21 protein-coding genes and 2 riboswitches are annotated in these 22948 nt (G+C 44.2%); of the genes, 11 read left to right on the forward strand and 10 right to left on the reverse strand.

Annotated elements, in window-relative coordinates; all coding sequences use genetic code 11:
• Positions 1-19: 19 nt before the first annotated feature.
• The 3 genes from ACQEXP_RS01165 to ACQEXP_RS01175 form a co-directional block, all read right to left on the reverse strand.
• Entirely contained in the window at positions 20-1810 is a 1791-nt protein-coding gene (locus tag ACQEXP_RS01165; protein WP_426967632.1) for a putative bifunctional diguanylate cyclase/phosphodiesterase, read from the reverse strand.
• A 151-nt stretch (positions 1811-1961) separates the two neighbouring features.
• Positions 1962-2696 (reverse strand): chromosome partitioning protein ParA, encoded by a 735-nt coding sequence (locus tag ACQEXP_RS01170; RefSeq protein WP_426967634.1) that lies wholly within the window; start codon positions 2694-2696, stop codon positions 1962-1964.
• A gap of 16 nt (positions 2697-2712) precedes the next feature.
• Positions 2713-2871 carry a hypothetical protein gene (locus ACQEXP_RS01175; RefSeq protein WP_171052208.1) on the reverse strand — a complete coding sequence of 53 codons (159 nt, stop codon included), beginning with the start codon at positions 2869-2871 and terminating at the stop codon, positions 2713-2715.
• A gap of 243 nt (positions 2872-3114) precedes the next feature.
• On the opposite strand from ACQEXP_RS01175, the gene ACQEXP_RS01180 reads away from it, so the two are divergent.
• Positions 3115-3453 carry a 50S ribosome-binding protein YggL gene (locus ACQEXP_RS01180; protein ID WP_269376940.1) on the forward strand — a complete coding sequence of 113 codons (339 nt, stop codon included), beginning with the start codon at positions 3115-3117 and terminating at the stop codon, positions 3451-3453.
• A 43-nt stretch (positions 3454-3496) separates the two neighbouring features.
• Here ACQEXP_RS01180 and ACQEXP_RS01185 read toward each other — a convergent pair whose 3' ends face one another.
• Positions 3497-3739, reverse strand: coding sequence for a hypothetical protein (locus tag ACQEXP_RS01185; protein ID WP_426967636.1), 243 nt, complete (start codon positions 3737-3739; stop codon positions 3497-3499).
• A 312-nt stretch (positions 3740-4051) separates the two neighbouring features.
• A riboswitch (glycine riboswitch) is annotated at positions 4052-4165 on the forward strand.
• Positions 4166-4167: 2 nt separating this feature from the next.
• A riboswitch (glycine riboswitch) is annotated at positions 4168-4251 on the forward strand.
• Between the two features lie 114 nt (positions 4252-4365).
• Between ACQEXP_RS01185 and ACQEXP_RS01190 the strand changes: the two genes are divergently transcribed.
• The 3 genes from ACQEXP_RS01190 (at position 4366) to ACQEXP_RS01200 (ending at position 8504) form a co-directional block, all read left to right on the forward strand.
• Positions 4366-5739 carry an alanine/glycine:cation symporter family protein gene (locus tag ACQEXP_RS01190; protein ID WP_426967638.1) on the forward strand — a complete coding sequence of 458 codons (1374 nt, stop codon included), beginning with the start codon at positions 4366-4368 and terminating at the stop codon, positions 5737-5739.
• 240 nt (positions 5740-5979) lie between these two features.
• Positions 5980-6885, forward strand: coding sequence for a sensor histidine kinase (locus tag ACQEXP_RS01195; protein ID WP_426967640.1), 906 nt, complete (start codon positions 5980-5982; stop codon positions 6883-6885).
• Between the two features lie 98 nt (positions 6886-6983).
• Complete coding sequence (locus ACQEXP_RS01200; protein ID WP_426967642.1) at positions 6984-8504, forward strand: HD domain-containing phosphohydrolase; 1521 nt, start codon at positions 6984-6986, stop codon at positions 8502-8504.
• A 6-nt stretch (positions 8505-8510) separates the two neighbouring features.
• Here ACQEXP_RS01200 and ACQEXP_RS01205 read toward each other — a convergent pair whose 3' ends face one another.
• A complete protein-coding gene (locus tag ACQEXP_RS01205; RefSeq protein WP_269376885.1) occupies positions 8511-9149 on the reverse strand; it encodes a LysE family translocator in 639 nt (212 codons plus the stop codon).
• Between the two features lie 164 nt (positions 9150-9313).
• Here ACQEXP_RS01205 and ACQEXP_RS01210 point away from each other — a divergent pair, with 164 nt between their 5' ends.
• The 3 genes from ACQEXP_RS01210 (at position 9314) to ACQEXP_RS01220 (ending at position 12233) form a co-directional block, all read left to right on the forward strand.
• Positions 9314-10795: a carboxypeptidase M32 gene (locus ACQEXP_RS01210; RefSeq protein ID WP_426967644.1), complete on the forward strand. Its 1482-nt coding sequence runs from the start codon at positions 9314-9316 to the stop codon at positions 10793-10795.
• A 199-nt stretch (positions 10796-10994) separates the two neighbouring features.
• Complete coding sequence (locus tag ACQEXP_RS01215) at positions 10995-11567, forward strand: YceI family protein (protein ID WP_426967646.1); 573 nt, start codon at positions 10995-10997, stop codon at positions 11565-11567.
• A gap of 411 nt (positions 11568-11978) precedes the next feature.
• Positions 11979-12233 (forward strand): hypothetical protein, encoded by a 255-nt coding sequence (locus ACQEXP_RS01220; RefSeq protein ID WP_426967647.1) that lies wholly within the window; start codon positions 11979-11981, stop codon positions 12231-12233.
• Positions 12234-12724: 491 nt separating this feature from the next.
• Here the strand turns inward: ACQEXP_RS01220 and ACQEXP_RS01225 are convergent, their stop codons facing one another.
• The 4 genes from ACQEXP_RS01225 to ACQEXP_RS01240 all read right to left on the reverse strand — a co-directional run bounded on the left by ACQEXP_RS01225 (position 12725) and on the right by ACQEXP_RS01240 (position 14782).
• Complete coding sequence (locus tag ACQEXP_RS01225; RefSeq protein WP_269376889.1) at positions 12725-12955, reverse strand: VF530 family protein; 231 nt, start codon at positions 12953-12955, stop codon at positions 12725-12727.
• 63 nt (positions 12956-13018) lie between these two features.
• Complete coding sequence (locus ACQEXP_RS01230; RefSeq protein ID WP_426967648.1) at positions 13019-13246, reverse strand: DUF1289 domain-containing protein; 228 nt, start codon at positions 13244-13246, stop codon at positions 13019-13021.
• A 96-nt stretch (positions 13247-13342) separates the two neighbouring features.
• Positions 13343-14290, reverse strand: coding sequence for a D-2-hydroxyacid dehydrogenase family protein (locus tag ACQEXP_RS01235; RefSeq protein WP_426967650.1), 948 nt, complete (start codon positions 14288-14290; stop codon positions 13343-13345).
• Between the two features lie 84 nt (positions 14291-14374).
• Complete coding sequence (locus ACQEXP_RS01240; protein ID WP_426967651.1) at positions 14375-14782, reverse strand: GFA family protein; 408 nt, start codon at positions 14780-14782, stop codon at positions 14375-14377.
• Between the two features lie 192 nt (positions 14783-14974).
• Between ACQEXP_RS01240 and rarD the strand changes: the two genes are divergently transcribed.
• From rarD to ACQEXP_RS01255, 3 genes are all read left to right on the forward strand, one after another.
• Entirely contained in the window at positions 14975-15904 is a 930-nt protein-coding gene (gene rarD / locus ACQEXP_RS01245) for an EamA family transporter RarD (protein WP_426967653.1), read from the forward strand.
• Between the two features lie 91 nt (positions 15905-15995).
• Positions 15996-16808, forward strand: coding sequence for a nickel-binding protein (locus tag ACQEXP_RS01250; RefSeq protein ID WP_426967654.1), 813 nt, complete (start codon positions 15996-15998; stop codon positions 16806-16808).
• 122 nt (positions 16809-16930) lie between these two features.
• Complete coding sequence (locus ACQEXP_RS01255) at positions 16931-18934, forward strand: HD domain-containing phosphohydrolase (protein ID WP_426967656.1); 2004 nt, start codon at positions 16931-16933, stop codon at positions 18932-18934.
• Between the two features lie 74 nt (positions 18935-19008).
• Here ACQEXP_RS01255 and ACQEXP_RS01260 read toward each other — a convergent pair whose 3' ends face one another.
• Entirely contained in the window at positions 19009-21798 is a 2790-nt protein-coding gene (locus tag ACQEXP_RS01260) for a glycoside hydrolase family 3 protein (protein WP_426967658.1), read from the reverse strand.
• Positions 21799-21940: 142 nt separating this feature from the next.
• Here ACQEXP_RS01260 and ACQEXP_RS01265 point away from each other — a divergent pair, with 142 nt between their 5' ends.
• Positions 21941-22822, forward strand: a complete 882-nt coding sequence (locus ACQEXP_RS01265) for a helix-turn-helix domain-containing protein (RefSeq protein ID WP_426967660.1) — start codon at positions 21941-21943, stop codon at positions 22820-22822.
• The last annotated feature ends 126 nt before the right edge of the window (positions 22823-22948 follow it).

The following is a 22948-nucleotide window of genomic DNA, read 5'->3' on the forward strand; positions in this document are numbered from 1 at the left end:
AGCCGCAATCGCGGCTTTTTTATTCTCTGGTTAATTTGACCAGCCGCGCTTCGCGCACCTCTTGTTTCATCATCGAACCGAACTCTTCAAAGGACAGTGGCTGAGAAAACAAGTAACCTTGGTACTGGTCACATCCTTCTTGACGCAAAACATCAAGCTGCTCCTGATACTCAACCCCTTCAGCCACCAGCTTAATGCCTAAACTATGCCCCATCTGAATGATGGTTCGAACAAGTACTCGGTCCGAGTGGCTAACGGCGCAATCATCGACGAAACATTTATCGATCTTAATTACATCCGTCGGTAACTGTTTGAGATATTTAAGGCTAGAATATTCGACACCAAAATCATCAATCGCGACAGAAACTCCAATGGCTCTCAACTGACGACAGATATCGGTAATGTTTTCTGGGTCACTCATTAAGGTCGACTCTGTAATCTCCATCTGCAATAGATGCGATGGCAGTTGTGTCTCTTTTAATGCGTGGCATACCACCTCGAACAGATCAGCATGAGCAAACTGAACCGTTGAGACATTGACGGCAATACAGATAGATAGCCCTTGATCATGGTATCGTTTTGCTTGACGGCATGCTTCTATGATTATCCACTGGCCGACAGGCACGATCTGCGTCGTTTTTTCCGCAATAGGGATAAATTCACCTGGGGAAATAGGCCCAAGCTGAGGATGGTTCCAGCGCAACAACGCTTCAGCGCCAACAATACGTGCGGTTTCAATTTCCACTTTGGGCTGGTACATCAACATAAATTGATCGCTTAGTAGTGCCGACTTAATTTCCGTTTCAATCTGATGCTGCCTAATTGTCTCGCCAAGTAGTTCATCGTCAAACCAGCACACCGCTCCCGCACCTTCTGAGCGTGCTTTATACAGTGCAAAATCTGCGTTTTTTTCCCATACTTCGATGCTGCCAAGAGCATCTCCCGCCATCGCAACGCCAATACAGTAAGACAAGCGATGGGATGTATTGTCGACATTGAACATCACTCGTTGATGACGGCTCAGTTTATCAACCAGATCGTTGAGCTTTTCTACAATGTCCTTTTGCTCGACAACGACGAGAAATTCGTCACCACCAAACCGATAAACCTTTCCATCATCGCCGACCAAATCTTTCATATGCTTGGCAAACGCAACGAGAAGATCATCTCCATGGCGATAACCAAGCCTGTCATTGACATTTTTAAACCCTTCTAACCCAATGTGGATCAGCCCAAAGTTCTTGGCGTTACTCTCATCGATTCGGGTTATGTCCTCCCGATACGCATTGATATTAGGCAGTTTTGTGAGGTAATCAGTTTGACTTTCTGTTTTAAAGGCAAGGGCTTGCTGCTTGGTCTTCATATAGGAATAGGTCATCAATGTTGCGAACACACTACTCGCTGTCATTTCGATCGACACATCGATAAAGGCATCAAACTCAGTGAGTGACAGTTGATATAGGTAGCCATTGATCAACGCTGCACAAACAGCAATCGGCCATAACGTTCCGGGGAATAACACCACGTAGCATAAAGGAAGCGCAAAGAGACACACCTTGATCTCATCAAGACCGAAGTGCTGCACTAAACCTCCGGCAATAAATATCGCCACAGCAGCAAACGCACAAAGGTGTTTGAGTGCAAGTACTTGCGTGTATAACGCAAAAAGTAGTAACGCAGGAAATAGGTAAAACGGCACCTCCCACGGATGTGGATCAGATAAAAGTGCATGGGACATAACGCCCACTGCAGCAATATAGGCGATATAGCCTATAACCTGCACGCTTTCATTGAGTTTAAACAGCCGCATCCTGAGCCTTCATTTCCCTAGCAATTACTTTAAACGTAGCGCATTTTCTGCAAATCGCTTTACTAGTTATGAAATCAGTGCCTCTATCCTGAGACAGATAATAAAAACGCCTCTAAGATAGAGGCGCTGTTAGTGCAACGGCATATACAGATTAAAGACCGAGCTCTTGCGATAAAGCCTTCATTTGTTTTAAATCCATCTGATGAACACGAATCATTTGTTCAACTTGACTTAACCTTGATTGTGCTTCGTCTTGCTTATCACACGCATCTGATTTGGCGTCCCAAGAGGTGCCTTCCAAATAGATATCACACTGTTTTTTCAATGCGACGATTTTGGGCGCAAGTTCTTCACGTTCTTTCTCTAGGGCTTCTAGCTCCTGAGAGACTTTCAGTTCTTGCTGGAACAACTCTCGTGAACGCTCAAACATTGTTGCCTGCATATCGGCCTGTCGGTTGAGCTGAGTATTCTGGCTATTAACCGTGGTTAATTGCTGTTTTTGCTGCGCAATCTGTTCTTTCAAGGTCGTATTTTCGGTTTGTAGTTCGTTGACCTGTGACTGAAGCGCATCCACAGCCAGCTTATGCTCTTCTTGCTGAGCATTAATCGCCAATTGCAGCTTCTCTTCAACCTCGTCATCAACCTTGGCAACTCTCTGCTCCACTTGAGTTGCCATTTGTTGTTTGTCAGCCACTAGCGTTTGATATTGTTGTTCAAGAGATTGGTAGGTCGATTCCCACTTTTGTGCCGTGAGTGTTGAACCCACCAAACCACCTAAGGCGAGACCCAGCACACCAGCGATGACAATATAGAGGCGAGCACGCTTGTCTCTCTCCTCAATCACAACAACGTCATCATTCTCTTGTATATCGTTTTGTTCGTTCACTTATTGCTCCTAAAGCCTAGCGAATTAGTTCTGTAACCATGATTGTTGCTGTATAGATAATAAAGCTGGAAACCAACGTTATTACGACGTATTTCTGCAACTTCTCGCTCGTACGATATCGGATCAGTACAAACGCGATAACAATCAAAAACGCGATGGCAAGTAACCTTGTCATAACCTCTCCTTGGGCAGATCCTATACTGATTACTTTATACCATTTTTTGTGCCTAAATAGTCAGAGTCAGGTTGTTTTCGCCACCCACAGTATTAAATAAATTATTTCAATTGGTTACTTTAAATACGTTGTGACTAAATCTGGATGAAAAGGCGTCACTTTTATTTGTATATCAGCATTTTATTTGGTGTGACACTGAGAATGAGGTATAAAGAACCGTAATAAAACCATGGGACCAAAATGATGAAACCATACAAATTAGACAATAAAAAGCGCCGTATTCAAAAGAAACTTTTCCTAGGCGAGTTTGCAATGAAAGGTTTTGAACTGAGTTGCGAAACAAACATCAATGATTTTGATCGATACGATGCATTTGTTGATGACTTCATCGACTACATCGATGGACTAGGTCTCTGCTTTGGTGGTGGCGGCTTGGAACTATTCGAAGGCTTCCTATGCTGTAACCAACGCTATGCTGATGCGACTGAAGAGCATCAAGCACAAGTTTTAGCATGGTTAGAAGCACGTGAAGAAGTGAAAGCGGTGAAAGTGAGTGAACTCGTAGACGCAAACTACTTCTAATCTCGATTATAGCGCCTCAAACGGCGCTATTTTTCTATTGGTCTTATCTAACTTCCATTCCTAGATTGTACTGCGCTAAGCAGCGTGTCACGTAACTTACCTTTAACAATGCAGCAATAACTATCGTACTAATATGGGCGGCGATTTGTTCACTCAAAGTGAAGTGGTCCGCATATGGATAGGAAATCAGGACACTCAATATCAGCGCCACAAAGGTAAGCGTCAGAGCGGCATTGGAAAATGTTAGTAATTTTTTGAATGTAATTTGGCTTGGTTGAGCAAACATATCGACCTCACTTGGATCATCTTATAGTAATTCAAGCTCCACACTGCATTTCTCTTGCCATGATTTTTAATTCAATAAAATCATGGCATTAATGAAAATCCACCCCAAAAAATAAAGTCATATTGACATCACAAAAATAGTGTCAATATGACTCAACAAATTCATTAAAACCCGAACTCATCTCGACAATAAAATCGATCAAAAACATGCAATTCTGTTATTGAATTACATCAAAATAATGATAAAGTTCACACGTCGACAGCGCACAGTGCTATCGACCAACTTTTGCTCTTAAATTGAGCAATTGTTCCGATGAAGACTGCAGGAGAGCGGTTATTTACCAAATGTTAACATTTGAGGAAAATAACCTACCGAAGAAGTAAATCTTTCAGGTGCTATTTAGGTAGCGAGGACTGTAGTTGGAGGAACCTCTGGAGAGAACCGTTAAATCGGTCGCCGAAGGAGCAAGCTTTACGCAAGTAAAGTGAAACTCTCAGGCAAAAGGACAGAGGAGTGGAAAGATCTAACCTACTACACCGCTTTTCTGCCTGTAGTTAATCAGAGATCCCTGATCTCTGTGCTTTCCCTCTTCTCCTTAAATAAGCATTATCACTTAAGGGGAAATCATGGATAACCTGCAATCTTTACTAAAAACAATCGACAATTTTGTCTGGGGCCCACCGCTTTTAATCTTGCTGGTTGGTACTGGGATATACTTCACTTTTCGCCTCGGCTTACTACAGTTTCGACACCTTCCAACCGCTTTGAAACTTGTTTTTAGCAAAGATGACTCTGGCAAACAGGGCGACGTCTCTAGTTTTGCAGCTTTATGTACAGCTCTTTCGGCAACAATCGGCACAGGTAATATCGTTGGTGTCGCCACCGCAATCAAACTTGGCGGGCCTGGCGCGCTATTTTGGATGTGGCTTGCGGCTCTATTTGGTATGGCAACCAAGTACGCAGAATGTTTACTCGCCGTAAAATACCGCCAAACAGACGACAAAGGACAGATGATTGGTGGCCCGATGTACTACTTACAGTACGGCGTTGGCTCTAAAACTCTGGCAGTTTTGTTCGCGGTATTTGCACTTGGTGTTGCTTGTTTTGGTATTGGCACCTTCCCACAAGTCAATGCCATTCTTGACGCAAGTGAATTATCGTTTGGCGTTTCGCGCGAAATATCCGCGAGCCTACTGACTTTATTAGTAGCATTTGTGACCATCGGCGGCATCAAATCTATCGCTAGCGTCGCGGGTAAAGTCGTCCCTGCGATGGCACTTTTCTACGTTGTTGCCTGTTTAAGTGTGATTGTCACCAATGCAGATAAATTGCTTGATGCGATCGAACTCGTGCTCGTTTCTGCCTTTACTTCAACGGCTGCAACGGGAGGCTTCCTAGGCGCAAGCATCATGCTGGCAATTCAATCTGGAATCGCTCGTGGTGTGTTCTCTAATGAGTCTGGCCTTGGTAGCGCCCCCATGGCGGCAGCGGCGGCAAGAACTGACTCTTGTGTAAAGCAAGGTCTGATCTCAATGACAGGTACCTTCTTCGACACAATCATCATCTGTACGATGACAGGTCTGGCGTTGATTCTTACGGGAGCATGGCAAAGTGACTTCGCGGGTGCGGCGATGACAACACACGCTTTTGCCGTCGGTCTGAATTCACAAACTTTTGGCCCAATGCTGGTTTCTATTGGCTTAATGTTCTTCGCTTTCACGACTATTTTAGGCTGGAACTACTACGGAGAGCGCTGTGTCGTATACCTCTTTGGTACCAAAGCAGTATGGCCATACAAGATTGTTTTCGTCTGCTTAGTGGCGTCAGGTGCCTTCTTGCAGCTCGACATGATCTGGATAATCGCAGACATCGTCAACGGCCTGATGGCGATTCCAAATTTGATCGGACTGATCGCGCTGCGTCAGGTTGTGATTGAAGAGACCAAACGTTACTTTGACTCCGCAATCAACCTCGTTCAAAAGCCTCAACACGTCGTTTAACCTTTCGTACATGGGACAAGTCGCCAATCGGCTTGTCCCTTTTTAGCATCGCTCACTGAAGTCCGCTGTCGTCACTGCTAAATAGACAACAATGATTGGCTTACCCCTAAACTTTCGCCTGATGTTCTATGCTTGTACTAGTCATCGCATCAGGTTCAAGGAAATGTACAGCCAAAACTCTCCGCGTGAACTCTTAAGGCCTCCCTACCTCATTTCTCCTATGATTGAGGTCAGTTAGCCATGCTTGGACTTCTCGCTCTGCTTTTACTGGCTATCGTTGCCGTAATTTATGCTAATTCACACTATTCTGGATTGAAATCACAGCTCACAGCGCAAGATGGAGAACTTAAATCTGCACTAAAACGGTTAGAGGATATTAATGAGCTGCTGGTTCAAAACGAGCAACAAGCATCACTGGGTATGCTCGTTGCTGGCATTGCTCATGAAGTTAACACCCCGATTGGCATCTGCGTCACCGCCTCTTCCAACCTTCAGCATGAAATCCGAGAGCTCAGACGAGACTATGAAAACAAAAAATTGAGTGAAGAAAATCTTTTGGAGTTTTTGGATATCTGCGAAGAGTCAGCGATGATAATCCATAACAACAACCAACGAGCGTCTGAACTGATACGAAGTTTCAAGCAAATCGCGGTCGACCAATCATCAGACGAATTGAGAGAGTTCAATCTTCGCCAATATCTGGACGAGATCCTTGTCTCAATGCGTCCTAGATTAAAAAAGTCACCTCATCAAATAACGATTCACTGCCCAGAAAAGGTGACATGTCGTGTCTACGCGGGCTCATTGGCTCAAATTGTCACTAACCTAATCATGAATAGTCTTATCCATGCGTTTGACGATGGCGAAAAAGGAAGCATTGAGATTCGCGTCAGTGAGTCCGATAACCGTATCCATTTCATTTACTCAGATAATGGGAAAGGCCTGAGTGAAGAAGACGCTCAGCGGTTGTTCGATCCTTTCTTCACGACAAAACGTAACCAAGGCGGTAGCGGCCTAGGGGCGCATCTTATTCATAACCTTATTACACGCAAACTTGGGGGGAGTGTTTCAGTGGAAACTAAGCTAGGAGAAGGACTGCGCTATATCATTGATTTCCCGAAAAATGCCAATGCAGCAACCCCCTAACTCAACTTGTATTTGGTTCTTTTATTGCCTATACCCATAAGAGGAACCGTCATAGTTAACAGGCGCCAAAAACGTTTAAAATTAGCAAGGAAGCTGATATGCCACTAGAACTACTCAGGGAAATGGATGAACCCACACTACCTGCTTGGAAAGTGTTGATTGTTGACGATGAGGCTGATATTCATCAAGTAACCGTATTGGTGCTAAAACGTTTTAAACTTGATAACCGACCACTTGAATTCATCCATGCGTATTCTGGAGCAGAGGCAAAAGAAAAACTTTCTACCTATGACGACATCGCCTTGATATTTCTCGACGTTGTGATGGAAACCGATGATGCTGGCCTTGAAGTCGCACGTTGGACTCGTGAAGACTTAGGAAATCACAAAACACGCATCGTTTTACGTACTGGTCAGCCAGGACAAGCACCTGAGCAATCGGTGGTCGCTAACTACGATATCAATGACTATAAAGAAAAAACTGAACTGACCAGCCAAAAGCTATTTACCACGGTACTGACTGCCATTCGTTCCTATCGAGATATCGTTACTATCGAAAATGCAAAACAGATGGAAGTGAACTATCGCATGGGGCTAGAGCGCGTCATTCAGTCCACTTCTGTTATATTTCAACAGCATACTTTACAAACCTTCTCGAGTGGAATTTTACAGCAAGTACTCTCTTTACTGCGTATGAATGACCAAAGCATGCTGGTCTCAGTACGCGGGCTAACCACACTGTGCCAATCAAATAATCAATATAAAATCTTGGCTCAAGTTGGTGATAAAAAGGAAGAATTAGACCCAACCATTCGTCGCTATTTGAATAGTGCTATTGAAAAACAAGCCAGTATTATCGATGGTGATGTATTCGTTGGTTATTTCTCTACCAGCTCAGGAGCAGTGAGCCTACTCTATCTAAAAGGCGCCAGAAAAATCACTGAACTGGAAAGTCAGTTGCTGACTCTTTTTTCTTACAGCGTCAGCCTCGCTTTCGAAAATCTCTCTCTGAGTCAGGAGATCATTGATACGCAAGGAGAACTGATTTACCGCCTTGGTGATGTGGTTGAGTCGCGCTCGCAAGAAGCAGGAAATCACGTAAGGAGAATGTCGGAGCTCAGTTATGAATTGTGCCTATTACTGGGTTATTCAGAAGAAAAAGCCAACTTATTACGCCAAGCTGCGCCAATGCACGACATCGGTAAAATTGCCATTCCAGATTCTGTTTTACTCAAACCCGGAAAGCTCAATAGCGAAGAATGGCAAGTGATGAAAACTCACTCAGCGATCGGACACAACATACTCGCTGGATCAAAAAGGAAGATTCTTCAAACTGCTGCGACTATCGCCCATCAACACCACGAAAAAGTCGACGGGAGTGGTTATCCTCAAGGGTTAAAAGGCGATGAAATTAGCATAGAGGCAAGGATCATTGCTGTTGCAGATGTCTTTGACGCATTAACCCATGAACGCTGTTACAAGCCGGCTTGGCCGATAGACGACGTTATCACAGAACTAAAGCGCTGTCGGGGTAGTCACTTAGATGCCCACGTAGTCGATACTCTACTGGACAACATTGACGTGGCATTGAACATCAACAACACCTACACCAGCAATTAGGCAAAACTAAAGTGTTGTATCCTCAACAATCAGTTTTGCCCCTAATAGGATAAGCACAGCACCCGTCGTACCTTCCATCCACTTCATAAAACGAGGGCTTTTTAACAACGTTTTAGCACTGGTTAATGCCCCAGCTAATCCACATTGCCAGCACATGGCGATGACAAAATGGATGCTTGCCATGAATAGTGATTGCAGCAATGGCGAGCCTTGCGGATCGATAAACTGTGGTAGAAAAGCCAGATAAAAAACCGCCGTTTTTGGGTTAAGGACATTGGACAAAAAACCTTCACGCAGTGAACGACGAATACTGAGGGAGTGATCCTTACCCTCTTTAAACTCCATACCCTGTTGTTTACCCAGAACCGTCTTTAAGCTACTGATCCCCAGCCATATTAAATATGCTGCACCTAACATTTTGATGAAACCAAACAACTCCGCGGATTGAGCTAATAACGCAGAGATCCCAACCGCTGAAAAAACCGCGTGTACAAACAAACCACTACAGATACCAACGCTGGTTATCGAGCCATCCACAAATCCTGCGCGCGAGGTATTGCGGATAACCAGAGCAGTATCCAAACCCGGTGTGAGTGTCAATATGGTGATAGCGATGACAAACGCTTCAAAGTTTTCAATAAACACAGGATCCATCCTCCTAAATATTTGTCTTCAAACTACCTATTTCTGTTCTAATTTGCCAGAGAATAGTATTGATATCGAAAATATCTAACATGAACACTGCTTGGTATCGCTGTTAATGGTTGGTAAACTGGCGTTCTATTTCCAAGGTCAAGGAAGGCATTTCAATGAGTGCATTCAATAAGTTAGTCCAACATTCTAAAAAGATTTCTCATTTTAACCACTTAGCCGCTATCTGCGGTTGGGATCAGGCAGCAATGATGCCCAGTGGGGGTAACCAAGCACGTTCTGAAGCCATGGCGGAGCTGTCAGTTCATATTCATGGCCTGCATACTCAACCACAGCTCGAAGAGTGGTTCTCTGACGCGGAAAATGAAGCATTAGATGCTCAGCAATCCGCTACCTTACGTGAACTTAAACGTCAGTGGCAGCAAGCCAACGTCTTGCCGGAAGCCTTGGTTCAAGCGAAGTCATTAGCCGGTTCAAAGTGTGAACATGCTTGGCGTAGCCAAAGAGGTGAAAACGATTGGAATGGTTTTGAGAAAAACTGGGCAGAAGTCGTAAAACTATCTCAAGAAGAGGCACAAATCCGCGCCGAGGCGAACGGGCTTTCTCCTTACGATGCGATGCTAGATATCTACGAACCAGGCACCAGTTCCGCTTCTCTCGACCAATTATTTAGCGATGTTAAAACATGGCTACCTGATCTGATCAATCAAGTCATCGAGAAACAATCAACGGAGCAGTTCATCCAACCGCATGGGCACTTTGACACCCACCAGCAAAAAGCGTTGGGGTTAGAAGTAATGTCACTGCTGCAATTTGACTTCAACCATGGTCGACTCGATGAAAGCGTTCATCCATTCTGTGGTGGTGTTCCAAGCGACGTACGCATTACGACTCGCTATGATCAAAGTGAGTTTGTCCAATCACTGATGGGAATTGTTCATGAAACTGGCCATGCTCGATATGAACAAAGCTTGCCAAAAACGCTTGCTGGTTTACCTTCAGGTGAAGCGCGTTCAATGGGTATTCATGAATCTCAATCGCTGTTCTTTGAAATGCAAGTTGGACGAAGCGAACCCTTTATCGCCCATTTGTCGAAATTGGCTGCTAAACACTTCCTTGGCCATGATGCCGCGCTATTCACTCAGGAGAACTTCCATAAGCTCTACACGCGTGTGAAAAAGGACTTTATCCGTGTTGATGCTGATGAACTAACCTACCCTGCTCACGTTATTCTTCGATACGAAATTGAACGTGACCTAATAAACGGTAACATCAAACATACCGATGTGCCTGAGCTATGGAATCAGAAGATGCAGCAGTATCTTGGTCTCTCAACAGAGAACAATTATAAGAATGGCTGTATGCAGGACATTCACTGGACAGACGGCGCATTCGGTTACTTCCCTAGCTATACGCTAGGGGCGATGTATGCCGCACAGTTTATGGCCGCAATGCAGAAAACTGTTAATGTGGATAGTGCAATCGGTTCAGGAGATCTGACTCCAATCTTTACTTGGCTATCAGACAACATTTGGAGTAAGGGAAGCTTGTTGACGACTGACGAGCTAGTAAAACAGGCCACAGGGGAAACCTTAAACGCCCAGCATTTCCAAGCTCATTTAAGAAGTCGTTACCTGTAAATCATCTCGGGCAGCCCACGCTGGGCTGCCCGGTTGGCTACCGAGACATAGCCTTGCGCAGAAACTCTAAGCCTTTTATCCAAACTTACAGTAAGAGAAAATACTTAGTATTAATTCGGCAAACACTGACATTTCGATTATTGCTAATCGTCTGATAGTTAATCAAAAATAGAAAACTATCTGATAGAAGGAAGTAATAATGAAAAACTTTGTGTACGGCCTTACCTTACTCGCCTTGGCGTTCAATTCACAAGCTGAACAACTTTATAAAATCGATGAAACACTCTCCACCGTTGGTTTTGCTACGATTAAAAAACAATATATTGCTGAGTCAGCAGTCATCAACCACATACAAGGTATGATTGATGAAACAGGAACGCTTAAAGCAACGGTTCCTTTGGCTCAGATCAACACTGGCATCCCTATTCGAGATGAGCGTTTGAATCAATTATTTTTCAAAACCGACGCTTATCCAAATGCCGAAGTCATCGCCAAAATACCAGCGGAAGTACTCACCAGTGATCAGTACATCTCACGATTGAGTATCCCACTGTCAATAACGTTAATGGGAGCAACAAAGGAAATAACGACAAGTGTCAATGTCATAAAGACCAATGACATTTTATCTGTTTCAACTAGTCAGCCAATGATCATCAATGCGCTAGACTTTGCAATCCCTGAAGAGAACTTGAAAAAACTAGCGGAAACCGTAGGTAATATCTCGATTTCCACGTCCGTGCCAGTCTCGATATCCATCATCCTTAGTAAATAATCCAAAATGAATTAGGCAAAGGATTCATTATCCTTTGCCTTTACTTTCAATTGACAGATCTATCCCTTACAACAAGATCCCCACGGTCATCGATAGCACCCACTTAAATTCTATTTATTGAATAGATTTATAATGCAACTCGAAAAGTATTTTCATTTATTAAATTGAACCCCATTCTGGAAACCAACATTTTGCCGCTTACCAAATATGAAAATTAATAAGCTCATCCCATAAATAAATTACGGCTTCAATCAACGATAATTTGCTGCTATATACTAAATTATTGGTTACATGGTGTTACATGTCATCTTGACACCAAACCAAGAACTGAACGGTTAATTCACATTGAAAAAAAAGTGTAATAAATGGACTTTATTATCGGAAAGAATTAACTAAAAAAAGGACTTCACTATGCGTAAATATCACTATTTAGCACTACTCGTGTCAGCCTCTTTTTTCTCTATGGCTGGTGAACATACTGTCAGTTTTTCGGCAAGCGTCGTCGAACGCCCCTGCCCTATACAGTCAGAAAATCATACAAAGAAATTAATCGAAGATAGCTGTGTCCCCTTCGAACAACCTGTATATGAAGCGATTTATGATACAGAAGATGATGGCATTACAGTCAAACATATTGGTGACATCGTTCATGTGACCTATCTATAGACTTAGTCATTTGAATCACAAGCTGTAGTTAATGCTAGTATTGAACCCATTTCGATAGGCTCTTTACTATCATTTTCTACCGCTGTAACAATCATACCGACTTCCACAACCACTTCATTCGAAGTTTTCCTATACTTTAAACATTTGCTAATAAATAGAATTACTCCCTAAATTCCTTTGCTTCTTATTTTGACCTCGCTAAGTTAACACAGAATATTGCTGATAAATCTAATTAGCGTAAAAACGAGAACAATCCTATAAAATAAGTTCAAAACTCTGTAATCCAATGCTCATCGAATTTCTATAAAACCTACAAATAAGCATTTTCCTACACTCAACGAGGGATGGGACTACGGAATATTAATATCACTACTAATACTATTACTAAGGGCTAATAACAGTATAGAGTGTCAAATAATATGAAGTTACCATATGTTTTGCATTATATAAGCATAAGAGAGGCTAACAGCCCCTCTTATGTCAACCACAGACTAATCCTCTGACTGACAAAATGTCGATATGTACAGGGCTTCAACTTTTTCTCGAGCCCATGGTGTGCGGCGTAAAAACTTCAGAGATGATTTTATCGATGGGTTATTGTAGAAACAGTTGATCTGGATTTCTGCGTCAAGTCCTTCCCAGCCGTAATGCTCATGCAGGCGGGTAAGAAGTTGCTCTAACGTAATACCATGTAATGGATTGTTCGGCTGTTGCTGACTCATTGAATAGTGTTCCGACGATGTCGAGGAGTAAAACGAGAGTCTAGCAAATATCAGTCAACTTTATTACGTTTTTCCACTCCACGACACACGCCCGCGTCTTTTACTTTTGCGGGTTTGGCAACGAATCAGAATCGCTTGCTTTTCCTCGTTAGAGGCAGCTGACCAATTTAGGATCTCGTCTAGAGTTCGAAAACAACCTAAACAGATCTCTTCCTCATCAAGACAACAGTGGCGAATGCATGGACAAGCGATTGTCGATCCGCCACTGTTACTTTCATTATCTCGGTTCATTTGACACCCCACTATCTAGATTCTAGACCTAGATGGAAGTGGGCGCCGTATCCTAGCCGCAATGCTACCCTTCAGATACGGCTACAGTTCATAGCATTACCTTCCGTTTTGCTGTAAATAGCTCACAATGTTCTCAAACGCGATTCGGAAATAGAGCTCATAGCTGTTTTGTTCTACGTAACCGAGGTGGGGTGTGGCAATCACATTAGGTAGACTAAGCAAAGGCTCATTCTCTTGGTTTGCTGGCTCAACATCAAACACATCTAGCGCCGCCCTCTTGGTGGGAACCCTAACTAGCTCTTGGAACAGAGCAGACTTCTCTATCAGCTCCGCGCGGCTCGTATTCACCAACAAAGAATCTGATTTCATCCGTGCAAGATCATCGGCTGTGACACAGGCTCTAGTGGCGTCATTCAGCCTCAAATGCAAAGAGACAATATCGGATTGTGTAAAGAAATCCTGCTTAGAGGATGATGCACTAAAACCATGCTCAACCGCCAACTTACGTGAAGCTTCACTGCCCCACACCATCACTTGCATGCCGAATGCTTCAGCATACCGTGCTATCTTTTGACCGATGTTTCCGTATCCCCAGATACCTAGGGTTAAGCCACTAAGCGTGCGACCTAAACCAAGCTCTCCGGAGCTCTGCCATTGACCATTTTGTAGATTGTTGGAGTAAATAGGAATATAACGACTCGCCGCCATAAGAAGTGCCCAGCACAATTCCGACGGGGCGATAGGCGAACCACGCCCCTCTAGGACTTTGACACCATATTTTTCACATAGCCCGACATCAATATGATTGCTCACTTTCCCGGTTTGGCTAATTACGCTGAGATTGGGCAATTTCGCCAGCAAAGACTCGCTGATAACCGTTCGCTCTCGAATTAAGACTAACACCTGAGTATCTGCTAGCTTGACCGCCAGTTCATCTTCGGAGTAACTCTGACTAAAGACGGTTACATCATGCTCAGCAAGGAGTTGGAAACACTCTAAGCTTTTGACCACATCCTGATAGTCATCCAAAACGGTAATATTCAATCCACACTCCTTGTCATAATCCGTTAAGTGGTTAGTTGGTATGCGAACCAACGCTTGTGCATCGTTATACTTTTGGTCGGAGCGCTACTTAGCAAAGCCTTCGACTAGCGGCGCTGTTAAGCCCACCTTATGCCACTCAGTTTGCTCTTCACAAAAAATCTGAGCATCAAGTGACTTGGAGGGTTCCTGATCCAAACAACCTGCTGGAACAATAAGAAACCTGCCACTTTGCGATACATACGGTAAGCCGGAGCCACACTCCGTACAAAAAACTTTGGCAAATGAACGAGTCTGATGTTCGTAGCGCTTTATCTTATCTTCTCCCTTCAGCCACTCTATATTATCCGGTGCGGTAAACAGATTGGATGCGTGTGCTGACCCGGTTAACTTTCGGCACTGCTCACAGTGACAGAAGAAGAACTTTGAAAACTCATCTTTTAGCTTAAACGCGACACTTTTGCAGCAGCAGCCGCCCGTTATTTCTTTCGCCATTTTAACCTCCTTGTTCAGTAAGTACTCAACATATCACTGCGATATCATCACTGCCATGATTAGTTTGACTATCTATCTACTCTCCGAAAAATAACACCTTCTATTTTCTCATAAGGTGCTGTTTTTACTTGCCAATTTTAAGTAATACAGCCAAAGTAGCGGCAGATAGTTCAAACAGCAAATTTCAGCGTCATGTTTAATAAATACAATCATTTGGCTTCCGAACAAACGAAAGGCGTTTCAGCATCCGTCTTATCTTCTTTGCTGTTTGCAACCATCCCTGCTTACGTCCAACTGCAACCGGAAATGGCTACGAGTTTAATCTCTGGAGGAGAGAGCCACTGGCTAGCGGTTCAGCGAATCATTTGGAGCACACTGTTGTTTGCTCTATTGCTGTTATTTACCAAGCGATTACCACTGCTTATCTCGGCATTAAAAGTACGAAGAATGTGGTTAAATTACCTGTTATCCGCTGTTTTAGTCGCGCCTCAATATTGGCTATTTGTCTGGGCTCCAGCAAATGGCGAAACGCTTAACCTCGCTCTCGGTTACTTTACACTGCCGATAGTCATGGTGTTGGTTGGGCGGTTTGTCTATAAAGAGAGCCTCACACGCCTGCAAAAAGTCGCCTGTTTATTTGCTCTATTCGGCACTATCTGGGCATATGCTCTCTCTTCGGGCGTGTCGTGGGTCGTTATGGTTGTCGCTCTTGGATACCCGTTTTACTTTATCAATCGAAAATCTATCCAGCTTCCCGCGGATATCGGACTGGCGGTAGACCACATCATCTTGTTTCCGTTTGCTATGCTGGCGATGTTCTATCTCTATCCAGCACAGTACATCACTGAATTGCCAACCAGCACGCATCTCTACTACTTCGGTTTAGCGGCGGTTTCTGTAACACCTATGCTGCTCTACCTCTATGCCTACACTAAGCTTCCAGTGTCTCTTTTTGGCCTGCTTGGCTATGTTGAACCGACCTTTATCTTTATCGTTGGTTTATTGATTGGCAGTACCATAACCCTGCAAGAAGTTCCCACTTACTTGTTTATCATGTGCGCATTAATCGCCTTGATTACGGACAGTCGCAAACGGCTGAAAAACATTCGGATAAAACGGTAATAGTGTCGGACGTATAACACGGGCAAACTCATCACAAGATAAATACTTATGCTATGTTTAATTGAGCTATTAGTACGGAGAGTTCGCCATTATGCCTCTATTCATGGATCGTCATTTTTCCGAAAATCCCACCCGAGAAGCAATAGAACTCGCTCATCGAAAAGATTTAGATATTCAAGAGAAGTATGGCGTCAAGTTCGTTACGTATTGGTTTGACGAAACCCGAGGAACTACCTTCTGTTTGGTCGAAGCGGAAAGCGAATCTATCATCAGGAAAGTACACCAAGAAGCACACGGCGATATCCCCGGAGAAATCATCCCCGTTGACCGCGATATTGTTAAGCTTTTCTTAGGTCGCATCGAAGACCCGATCACGACAGAGCAAGATGAACAAGCTCAGATAGACAGTGCGTTTCGCATCATCATGTTTACCGACCTTGCCGGTTCGACGGCAATGACTACTAAACTCGGTGACCAGAAGTCTATGCATCTATTGCGTATCCACAACGCCATCACCCGCAACGCGATCAAAATGCACAACGGACGAGAAGTTAAACACACTGGCGACGGTTTTATGGTCTCTTTCACGTCTGCAGACGATGCAGTTCGTTGTGCCAAAAGCATTCAACAGGCATTTAAGGAGCATAACACCACTCGTCCTGATCAAAGCATGCATGTTCGCATTGGGCTGAGTGCTGGGGAACCTGTTGAAGAAAACAATGATCTGTTTGGCACAGCTGTTCAGATGGCTTCACGAGTCTGTGATGCAACGGAGTCCGATCAGATCTTAGTCGTTGATCTGGTACGCCAAAGCTGTTCCGATCCTGAACTGCTGTTTCATGAGTTTGGAGAGAGACTATTTAAAGGCTTCAACGAACCGACTAGAGTTTATCAAGTCTCCTAATCAATCCTCTAATCAATCCTCTAATCAAAGACTTGAAACGCGCTTCTCCGCCGTAGCTGCACGTCAAACCAGCCCAGATGGCAAAACTGAACTATTCTAAAGATGTTCAAATGGGAGTGGTCATGAAGTTAAGCGATGATAACAATTCACTTAGCCAACTGCTGATAGCGTACGGTCAAGCGTTTGCCTCGACTCATTTACCGCATCAGTTACGCCAGCAGGGGCTCGCTTGCGTTGAAGTGGCGAGCGAACAAGACGTCATAGAGTTATCGCCTACTTTATTGATCTTGGATCAGCCTCTGCTCGAACGGCTAACGTGCTCGACTATTGAGCGTTGGCGTGAAAACCAATTTGTGGTCGTGATTGCGGAACAGCATCTCAATGTTGATGCAGACCTCTATGTTCCCTGTGGTTTCACTAAACGTATCACTTTCAAACATATCGAATCCGCTCTTTTGCTTCATTCTCAGCGTATACACCAGACTGAATTGACTCAGTTGCTAAACCGTAAATCAAATAGCTTAACTCGACTGACCGAAATTGGCATTGCACTTTCAGCGGAAAAGAGTTTGAGTGCGCTCCTTAACCGAATCTTAGATGAAGGCAGAAAGCTCGCCGTTTGTGACGCTGCATCTCTGTTTCTGCTTGATAACCAAGATAAGGCTCATCGTCACTTAGTGCTCAAGTTAACTCAAAATGCATCGATTGAATTCGACTTCGAGGAGCAACGCTTCGAACTGAACGACCGCAGTATTTCCGGTTACGTTGCGATCCATGGTCACGAGGTAAATATTGCTGATGTCTATGATATTCAAGACAAAGCCTATCAATTCAATCCTATTTTTGATCATGTTACCGGCTACCGATGCCAATCCTTATTGGCCCTACCGATATTCAATTACCAGCAGGAAGTCATCGGCGTGTTGCAGTTCATCAACCACACCAAGCAAGCTGGCGTTCTACTCTCTTCCCACTCAGTTACTAAAGAGAACGTGATCCCATTTGAGCAAGAGATCTGTCCGTTACTCCGCGCCCTTGCAAGCCAATCAGCGATCGCCATTGAAAACAGACGCCTTATTGAAAGTATTAATCGACTCTTTGAAGGCTTTGTTCAAGCCTCTGTCACCGCCATTGAGCAGCGAGACCCGACCACCAGTGGTCACTCATTTCGCGTTGCAGATCTATCCATTGCCTTGGCGAGCTGCTTGAACAACTCTAAGCTCAAACAGTATGAGCATCGAAAACTTAACAAAAAAGATCTTAGGCAACTCAAATATGCTGCGCTACTGCATGACTTTGGCAAGGTCGGTGTGAAGGAGTCTGTCCTCACTAAGGCAAAGAAACTCACTGTTCATCAATTAGATACGATTAAATATCGCATTCGTCTTACACAGCAGTCTTTGCTGCGCCAGCGAGCAGAAATTGAACTTTCGATATTCAGCCAATCGAGCGTTAAGTCTCAATCTAAACTGACTAAATTAGACAACATCCAACAGCAAATTTCTCAATTAGAACAGTTTTGGCTCGATATTTTACAAGCCAATGAACCCTCTGTTCTACCCGAGTCTGTCTCAGATAATCTCCAGAAAATTCATGCTTACCATGCCATTGATGACAATGGTTTACTCACACCTCTTATTAACAAACAAGAGCTGTTGGCACTATCAATACCAAAAGGCAGCCTAACATTGGATGAAATGGAAGAGATTCGTTCTCATGTGATTCATACTGAAACTTTCCTCAAGCAAATACCTTGGACTCAGGACTTGCAAGACATCCCTACTATCGCAGGTGCTCACCATGAGAAAATCGATGGAAGTGGTTATCCAAGAGGATTGAGTGGGCAACAAATCCCCTTAGCTTCGCAGATCATGACCATATGCGATATCTATGATGCCCTGACAGCTTCGGACAGACCCTATAAAAGTGCTCTTCCCGATGATGTAGCCTTCAAAATTCTCTATAACGAAGCAGAAAAAGAACAGTTGAACGGGGATTTGGTTAGTCTGTTTATCAATGAAAAAGCCTATTTAGCAATCAAAAACAAACAGTATAAAAAAGATTGTAATGAGTGCGGCAACTTCCATCACCATGTGTGCGATTTTGACTTGCTAGATCACGATTAAAATTGATTCAATGCGCCGCATTCTGGAGTTCATAGCTCAGCCTATTCGCCAAGCTATGAATCCTATCTAACCCCTCACTCAATTGCAGACGATTGCTGCCTGATATAGAAAGTCTCGATTTTCGCGCCTGCCTTTACAAAATCCACAGACAGGGTATAGAAACCTTTCTCCAACTTAACTTTAAGACCATCAACCGACACGAGCTCTCCTTGTGTACCATGGGTTGAAAAACTCATACTGAACTGATCATTTATCGCAAGGCTACAGGAAGATTGAGCCGTAGAATCCCGTTCATAACTCATAAGAGCTTGGCACTGGTATACCCCCTCTGTTTCCACCTCAATATCAAACGATACGTTGACTGATGTATTAAGCGTGATAGCAGAGTCAGTCATATAAACCCGATCAGTGCCGGTTGTCTTTCGAGCAATAAACGGCTTTATTGGCTGATACGCCTGCAAGGGTCTCGCCATCGCTGGCGTATCCATGATGAAGCGACATATATTGATAGCACTGCGCTGTAGTTCAGCCAGATTGAGCCTCCCCTCCTCTAACGCGATTAAGGTATCATCCTGCATCGCGTTGCTTTCCGCGCCATCATTCTCCACTACCATGTAGAGGTCATTTTGTGATCGTAACATGTGGGAGGTAGACGTTTTGTCCTCTTTGCCAGCGTAGATAGGGTCATTCATCTTCGCCCACCAATCCGTCATAACAATCCCTTTAAACCCCCATTCCTTGCGCAGCAGCATCGTATTCAAATCAAAATTAGATGCGGCCCAATGTCCGTTAACCGGGTTATACGAGGTCATGATGGTGGTCGCCTCGCCCTGTTTAACTAACATTTCAAACGGTTTAACATGGACTTCGCGCAATGCTCGCTGTGACATGACACTGTCTACATCCACCCGAGCGGTTTCCTGATCGTTGGCAGCATAGTGTTTTATGGTTCCTGACACGCCAGCGCTTTTAAGTCCGCGTGTCTGGGCAGACGCGATAATACCTGTCAAATAAGGATCTTCTGAAAAGTACTCGAAGTTGCGTCCATTGAGTGGGTGGCGATGAACATTGATACCTGGGCCAAGTAAGGTATCAATCTGATTGGCTCTAAGCTCTTCGCCTATGAGGAAGAACAATTCTTGGTTTAGCTCACCGTTCCAAGTGCAACCCAGTAATGTGCCAATAGGAACTTGAGTTGCTTTGTGGCCACTGTCCATACGTATGCCAGAGGGCCCATCAGCCGCTGCGACCGCAGGGATACCCAAATTGAACAAGCTGTCGGAGACACCACCAAAAGCGGCAGCCGTCCCAGGTGTCACCTTAGGACTGCACATCCCTTCACCACGAACTAACGTCGCCATTTGATGCGGAGTCATCTGAGCAACAAAGGACTCTAAACTTGCATGTCCTGATTTAACGTCCGACAGCTTTAAACCAATATCCCCTGTGTATTGGAGCGGTTGTGGTATAAAAGAAGCCAAGCGTATTTGCATATCTATCGTGCGCTGCGGTGTCATTTCGTAACCGATCTGGTAGTGGTCTTTTCCGCCTATCGCAATAGGTTTGATTCTTTCAAACTCAACCATTGGCGCACACACTTCATGTAACTGATCAATGACCAGTAAGCTGTCCAACGTCCAGCATGGTGCTAAAAGCTGAGCTTGACGAACGCTCCCACCTAGATAGAAGTGGTAGTCACCTTGCTCAAGCAGATAACAATTTCGGTAGCCAGTGATACCGCTATCGTCATAGCTCGCCAAACCTGACACTGCAACGGTCAGCGTCACTATCTGTGATTCACTGGGTAACAACTTGCGGGTTTTACCAAACGCAATCAGGGTTCGTTTTGGTTTGCCGAGTAAGCCTTGCGGCGCCTGAACATAGAGTTGTACCACCTCTTTACTTGCGAACGTAGATCCGACATTAGTCACCTCAACATCGAATGAGATTTGCGTCTCTTTGTCCTTGCCCTCAACTCGATAACCGATCAACTGCTGGCTAAACTGGGTATAAGACAAACCGGAGCCAAATTCGAATTGCACCTGCTCCGGTGCGAAGGTTTCGAAGTAACGATATCCGACGTAAATATCTTCTTGATAGAGGTTGCGCTTTCGATCACCGAAGTTCGCTGAAGAAGGGTAATCCTCAATGCGGTAGGCAATCGTGTCAGACAAACGGCCACTCGGTGATTCAACCCCTGAAAGGACATCAGCCAACGCCGATCCTGCTTCCATCCCAGCAGCCCAACTATACATCACCGCTTTGATCGAAGTGTGCCCCTCAATATATTCTATCCATGACATATCAACAATATTGGTCACGTTCATTACCACGATCACGCATTCAAAATGACGACAAACCTTAATCATCATTTGTTGTTCGAGTTCGGTTAGGCGATAGCTACCTGCTAAATCTTGATTGTCTTGATCTTCTCCGGCGGTGCGACCGATAAAAACAATGGCTTTGTTTGACTGACTTGCTGCCGAGCGCACGATCTCTTCATCAAGGGGCATCTCCGACTGAAACCAAGGTTCCGCAGCCCAACCACCGCCACCATCGTCAAATGGATGTTCAGCAACCCAGTTACGATAGATCTCCGCCAATGGCTTGTTATAGGAAATCTTTTGGTTCGATATGATTCCATCAAGGGCGCTAATCGCATAAGGTACATTTACCGCCCCTCCAGACCCTGTACCACTACGATAAGTATTTATTTGGCAACGGCCAAACAGCGACACGCAATCCGCGGATACCAGAGGGAGAGCTTGCTGTTCATTTTTGAGCAGAACGATACCTTCAACCGCTGCTTGACGACTGACAGGAACGAGTTTCGCTTGAGCTTGAGAAATTGGACTATTTTGCATAATCAACCACATCTTCCAGTTTGGTTATGACCATCACAGCAGCGCACTTCACATCCACTCTGTGTTTGTATTGCAAAAGATAGTAAGCTTATCGGGTTCGCTATTCTCCGAATATAGCGACACAAAAAAGGATATTAGCGACATGACTACTCGGTATCGACTCAGCTCACACCAGCGCCATCAACATCTCAACTTTGCCTTTGTCGATGGCGATCATCAGACCGACTTTGCTTTGCACAAACATGATTTTTCAGAATTGTTTTTGGTTGTAGAAGGGAGTGGAAAACACTTAGTCGCAGGCTTCGAGTATCCCTTAAATGCTGGAGATGTGTTTGTCATTAATGGTGAAACCGAGCATGGTTTTAAAGATGTTTGCGGACTCAAACTCATCAACCTAATGTTTGACGCCTCTGCCCCCTTCTTTGAGTTACCTTCAATGCGAGTGCTACCCGGATATCAAACTCTGTTTAAAATCGAACCGTTAGTCAGACAAACAACAGAATACAGAGCAAAACTGACACTCGATCATCAGCAACTCATTTTTATTGAACAGATGTTGGAATCGATTCGAAGTGAATATCAAGGAGCTTTACCAGGATTTGAAGTGATGATCAGCAGCTTGATGCAGCAGCTAATCATCACCCTAGCGAGGATCTACGCACAGCAGCAACACGACGCCCCGAAAACAACCTTAGCATTAAGCCGAGCAATGGTGTTTATCGAGCAAAATTACACGCGTTCAGATTTGATACCAGAGCAAATCGCACAAGCGGCATTCATCAGTCAACGTCAATTAGAAAGGCTATTCAAACACTATCTGAATACGTCACCCAACCACTATCTGAGACAGCTTCAGCTAAACTATGCCCACACCCTTATCCATGATGAGAAACTTCACTCTGTGCAAAAAATATCCGAATCGTGTGGATTCAGTGATAGTAACTATTTTTCTAAATGCTATAAGCAGCGTTTCCTGATCACGCCAAGAGAAGATATAAAAAAAGCCGCTACGATGAGCGGCTAAAGCGATACTTAGGAGCAAGTCGCGTAGCTGAAAACAGAGTGTCCCCAAGGAGCCAACACTAAAAGGATATAATGAAAAAGGAAGGCATCAACACTTGGCAGTTAGATGCCTTCAATGTGGACAGTT

The organism is Vibrio sp. TRT 1302, from assembly GCF_050113875.1.
GTDB lineage: Bacteria > Pseudomonadota > Gammaproteobacteria > Enterobacterales > Vibrionaceae > Vibrio.

What these genes read in the sequence shown, in the direction of transcription:
- ACQEXP_RS01165 (WP_426967632.1), bottom strand. Translation starts at nt 1,810, where the DNA reads ATGCGGCTGTTTAAACTCAATGAAAGCGTGCAGGTTATAGGCTATATC.
- ACQEXP_RS01175 (WP_171052208.1), bottom strand. Translation starts at nt 2,871, where the DNA reads ATGACAAGGTTACTTGCCATCGCGTTTTTGATTGTTATCGCGTTTGTA.
- ACQEXP_RS01180 (WP_269376940.1), top strand. Translation starts at nt 3,115, where the DNA reads ATGAAACCATACAAATTAGACAATAAAAAGCGCCGTATTCAAAAGAAA.
- ACQEXP_RS01185 (WP_426967636.1), bottom strand. Translation starts at nt 3,739, where the DNA reads ATGTTTGCTCAACCAAGCCAAATTACATTCAAAAAATTACTAACATTT.
- ACQEXP_RS01190 (WP_426967638.1), top strand. Translation starts at nt 4,366, where the DNA reads ATGGATAACCTGCAATCTTTACTAAAAACAATCGACAATTTTGTCTGG.
- ACQEXP_RS01195 (WP_426967640.1), top strand. Translation starts at nt 5,980, where the DNA reads ATGCTTGGACTTCTCGCTCTGCTTTTACTGGCTATCGTTGCCGTAATT.
- ACQEXP_RS01200 (WP_426967642.1), top strand. Translation starts at nt 6,984, where the DNA reads ATGCCACTAGAACTACTCAGGGAAATGGATGAACCCACACTACCTGCT.
- ACQEXP_RS01210 (WP_426967644.1), top strand. Translation starts at nt 9,314, where the DNA reads ATGAGTGCATTCAATAAGTTAGTCCAACATTCTAAAAAGATTTCTCAT.
- ACQEXP_RS01215 (WP_426967646.1), top strand. Translation starts at nt 10,995, where the DNA reads ATGAAAAACTTTGTGTACGGCCTTACCTTACTCGCCTTGGCGTTCAAT.
- ACQEXP_RS01220 (WP_426967647.1), top strand. Translation starts at nt 11,979, where the DNA reads ATGCGTAAATATCACTATTTAGCACTACTCGTGTCAGCCTCTTTTTTC.
- ACQEXP_RS01225 (WP_269376889.1), bottom strand. Translation starts at nt 12,955, where the DNA reads ATGAGTCAGCAACAGCCGAACAATCCATTACATGGTATTACGTTAGAG.
- ACQEXP_RS01230 (WP_426967648.1), bottom strand. Translation starts at nt 13,246, where the DNA reads ATGAACCGAGATAATGAAAGTAACAGTGGCGGATCGACAATCGCTTGT.
- ACQEXP_RS01240 (WP_426967651.1), bottom strand. Translation starts at nt 14,782, where the DNA reads ATGGCGAAAGAAATAACGGGCGGCTGCTGCTGCAAAAGTGTCGCGTTT.
- rarD (WP_426967653.1), top strand. Translation starts at nt 14,975, where the DNA reads ATGTTTAATAAATACAATCATTTGGCTTCCGAACAAACGAAAGGCGTT.
- ACQEXP_RS01250 (WP_426967654.1), top strand. Translation starts at nt 15,996, where the DNA reads ATGCCTCTATTCATGGATCGTCATTTTTCCGAAAATCCCACCCGAGAA.
- ACQEXP_RS01255 (WP_426967656.1), top strand. Translation starts at nt 16,931, where the DNA reads ATGAAGTTAAGCGATGATAACAATTCACTTAGCCAACTGCTGATAGCG.
- ACQEXP_RS01260 (WP_426967658.1), bottom strand. Translation starts at nt 21,798, where the DNA reads ATGCAAAATAGTCCAATTTCTCAAGCTCAAGCGAAACTCGTTCCTGTC.
- ACQEXP_RS01265 (WP_426967660.1), top strand. Translation starts at nt 21,941, where the DNA reads ATGACTACTCGGTATCGACTCAGCTCACACCAGCGCCATCAACATCTC.